This window comes from Streptomyces sp. NPDC096105 (assembly GCF_044763335.1).
In the GTDB taxonomy this organism is placed as follows: Bacteria; Actinomycetota; Actinomycetes; order Streptomycetales; family Streptomycetaceae; genus Streptomyces.
Genome location: NZ_JBIWGC010000051.1, coordinates 1 through 3148 on the forward strand (window position 1 = coordinate 1; position 3148 = coordinate 3148).

Below are 3148 nucleotides of genomic sequence, written 5' to 3' on the forward strand. Positions count from 1 at the left end.
ACTGATGATCGCTGCACGAGATGCGTTTCCCACCACACGACCATGATCGACGATCAGAAGCTCGACACCTCCCTGCCTACTATGCACGAGCTCGTTAGGCCGTTACGTCGCGGACGCGCTGGCCACAGGGGCAGCGGCGACCGTCTCCGTAGCCGTGCTCACCCTGGTAGGACGGGTGAGGGAGCACCGTCATGCCGCCGCGCGATGACCCGCTCCTGGGCCACCGCCTGAGCCTGCCTCCGGAGCCGGGAACCGTCCGGGGACGTACAGTCTGGCGTCGCGTGTGGGGGCTGTGCGCGGCGCTGCTCGGAGTCGTGATGCTCCTTGTCGGTGCTACGGGGCTGGCCACCGTGCCGAGCCTGATCGAGGACGAGAAGGCGTTCGGAACCGCGACCTCCTGCACCGCCCTGTCCTCTCCCCATGACGACTGCCTGCGCTCGTTCGAGGCGACCGTGACCCGTACGGTGATCAAGGAACAGAACAAGTCATCGGAGTACACGCTGTACCTGAACGGTCCGCGCAGGTGCCCCGCAGCATCGATATGGGCGCCTCCGAGCCGCTGTTCAAACGCCTGCGTCCAGGTGACCACGTGACGGTCACGCTGCGGCGGGACTACGTGACCGCGGTACGGCAGGGCAAAGTCTTCCAGGAGACCGCCGATACCCCGGAGGGCGAGCCGGTCTTCATGTGCGCGCTCGCCCTGGCGGTGATCAGCGGCGGCGCGTACGGCCTGTACGCGGGTGTCACGGCCTTGGACCGGGCCCGGCGCCACGTTGTGTGGGACCTGCCCGCCACACTCGTGACCAGGGGCAACGAAGCGGCCGGAGCAGCCCTGTGCGCGCTCCCGACCGCGGCTGTGGGCCTCTTCACGGGCGTGCCGGTCATGCTGGTGCTATGGCTGGGCCTGCTGCCCCTCGTCCGATGGATCGTGCAACGGCAACAGCAGCGCAGTACCGGACGGCACGCCCGGCCGCCGGTGCACCCGGTCTGACGTGCCCAGGCCGTGAAAGCACCTGCTCCGAGCCCGGGCCCGGCATCACCGCGGCTGTGCGGCGTCGGCCGGGGCACCCGTCGGCGGCCGTGCCGCTGGTGCGTGATCATCTCGGTCAGGTTCACGCTGTCGCAGCCCAGCAGCTCCATCAGCCCGCTCGTCAGTGCCCTCCCCGGTCAGCACCACCCGGAAGCAGGCTCATGGACGGGCACCCCAAGAGATGCCATGATCACGCAGATGTCCGGCATGGATCCGGCTTGTAAGGAGGGAACATGAGGCTCTACCTCGGCATACCCGTCATTCTGCTGGCGCTGCTCATCGCCGCTTCGGGTATCGCGGCGCTCACCCGCGGATGGGTGCTTCCCACGAGCCGGAAACACGTCACCCGCCCGCAGCTCTACGGCTGGGGGCAGTTGGTCATTGCCATCGCGCTCTGCTGTCAAGCGGCCTTCGGGCTGATGACCAACGACCTCGACACCCGGCAGTGGGGCACCCTGACCGGCAGCGTACTCATGGTGACCGGCATCCTCGTGATCGCGGTAGGCCAGCGCACGGCCGGTCACCGGCAACGTCGTAGCGCGCAGTGATCAGGACAGCAAACCCTCGGTAGGTGTTTGTCTACTCGCTTCCTTGAACTGCGTCCGGCGGTCCGGAAGCGAGTGATCTTTGTTCCGGAACAGGGTGTGTATGCCGCAGGGACTTGATGGACCGAGGCGAACACACAGCAGCGCCAGGACTCCGGCGGCCTTCCCGTCGCGCAGGTACGCCCTGCACGGCGCCGCGGGTCACAAGGGTCGCGGCGCACTCGATCAGGCCGGTCGACTCCAGTCCGGCGCGACAGCGGAGTGGACGCGGCGGATCGATCATGGTTTTCTGCCGCGAGTGCCTGAACAGTACGGACGCGGAAGCCGAGGCGACGAGTTGGGGGGTCGGGGTGTTCGAGCGAGCCGTGGATGTGCTTGTCCTGGCCGTGGGGGTGGGGTGTGCCTGGCAGGGGTGGCGGCCGATGCTGTTGCCGCGCCGGTCCCCGACGCCCACGCACAGGTCTGCCGGGTCCGCGTGGATGGCCCGCGCCTGGGGGCTGGGCATGGTGCTGACGGGGTTGTCCCTGACCGCCATGAAGATCTTCGAGGTGGTCGGCGGGCGCCCCGACTGGCCGGTGACCTTGATGGTCTGGGTGGCCGGACCGCTCGTGCTCGCCACGACGCTGGCGGGCGTCGTGACCCGGTGGGGAGAGCGCGGCCGGGGCCGGGCCGGGGACGAGAGACGGCAGACGTGAGGCGGTCGGTGCGGCCTTTTGGCGCGGAAGTCCTGGCGGACCGTCGCCCGAGTGCGATCGGCCCGCCCCGCAGCCCGGGATCAGCGTTCGGGTGAGCCGCGAGGGCGCGCTCGCCCGGGTGTCGCCCCGGCCGCACAGCGTGCCGGACGCGTACGCCGTCGCACCCCTCAACGTGATCCCGCGTATGGCCGGAGCCTCACCGGCAATCACCTTCGCTGCCACCGCGGTCGCGGGCATCGTGGCCGTGACCGGGTGCGCCGTCGCGGCCATCGCGGCAATCCGTACGGCGAACACCGCCTGATGACGAGGCCACCGCGCTGGCGGCGCGAGATCGGATCAGTCAGCCTCTGGTGGGCCGCGTTCACGCTCATCCTCTGGCTGCTCAGCCACACCACCGGCCAGCCCACCACCCTCCCACGCTGCGCCGCCTCAGCTGCACTGCTGGTCGCGGTCGGAGAATCCGGAGACTGGCTACGACGGCGCTGGCACGAACGCCGAGCCGCCAACCAATCCTGACCTCACGCCACCCGCGCTACGGCGACCCACTCGTACGTCAGATTGTCGGCTTGACTACAGGGATGAGGATTGCTGCTGCGGGCGGACCTACGGCGAGGACCACCAACACCCCCGCCCGGCCGGGGACACGAGGGCATCGAAGGCTTCGGGAAACTGCCTGGTCGCTCGAATGCGGGCCGCTTACGCTGGGTAATGAGCCTTTTCCATCTTGATCAGGTGGCGAGTTCGAGGGCGACGGCGGCTCGGACGACGGTTGTGATCCGGATGGTGCTGCAGCGGAGCTTCCGCAGGAGCCGCCAGGACTTGAGGATCGCCATGGCGCGTTCGCCGAGGCTGCGGATCTTCGTGTGGTCCCGGTTGTG

General features: G+C 68.9%; 4 protein-coding genes and 1 pseudogene. 4 read left to right on the top strand and 1 reads right to left on the bottom strand.

Going from position 1 to position 3148, the window contains the following annotated elements:
* Nucleotides 1-191 precede the first annotated feature (191 nt).
* The 4 genes from ACIQ8B_RS32895 to ACIQ8B_RS32910 all read left to right on the top strand — a co-directional run bounded on the left by ACIQ8B_RS32895 (nt 192) and on the right by ACIQ8B_RS32910 (nt 2270).
* A complete protein-coding gene (locus tag ACIQ8B_RS32895; protein WP_403551995.1) occupies nt 192-593 on the top strand; it encodes a hypothetical protein in 402 nt (133 codons plus the stop codon).
* Nucleotides 590-991 carry a hypothetical protein gene (locus ACIQ8B_RS32900; RefSeq protein WP_403551997.1) on the top strand — a complete coding sequence of 134 codons (402 nt, stop codon included), beginning with the start codon at nt 590-592 and terminating at the stop codon, nt 989-991. The genes ACIQ8B_RS32895 and ACIQ8B_RS32900 overlap by 4 nt, the downstream gene beginning before the upstream one ends.
* A 272-nt stretch (nt 992-1263) precedes the next feature.
* Nucleotides 1264-1578, top strand: coding sequence for a hypothetical protein (locus ACIQ8B_RS32905; protein WP_403551999.1), 315 nt, complete (start codon nt 1264-1266; stop codon nt 1576-1578).
* 476 nt (nt 1579-2054) lie between these two features.
* Complete coding sequence (locus ACIQ8B_RS32910; protein ID WP_403552001.1) at nt 2055-2270, top strand: hypothetical protein; 216 nt, start codon at nt 2055-2057, stop codon at nt 2268-2270.
* Nucleotides 2271-2998: 728 nt separating this feature from the next.
* Here the strand turns inward: ACIQ8B_RS32910 and ACIQ8B_RS32915 are convergent.
* A pseudogene (locus ACIQ8B_RS32915) lies at nt 2999-3148 on the bottom strand (IS5/IS1182 family transposase); the annotation flags it as partial.

Excerpts from the sequence above, each read along its gene's own strand:
- ACIQ8B_RS32910 (WP_403552001.1), top strand. The coding sequence starts at position 2,055 with ATGGCCCGCGCCTGGGGGCTGGGCATGGTGCTGACGGGGTTGTCCCTG.
- ACIQ8B_RS32905 (WP_403551999.1), top strand. The coding sequence starts at position 1,264 with ATGAGGCTCTACCTCGGCATACCCGTCATTCTGCTGGCGCTGCTCATC.
- ACIQ8B_RS32895 (WP_403551995.1), top strand. The coding sequence starts at position 192 with ATGCCGCCGCGCGATGACCCGCTCCTGGGCCACCGCCTGAGCCTGCCT.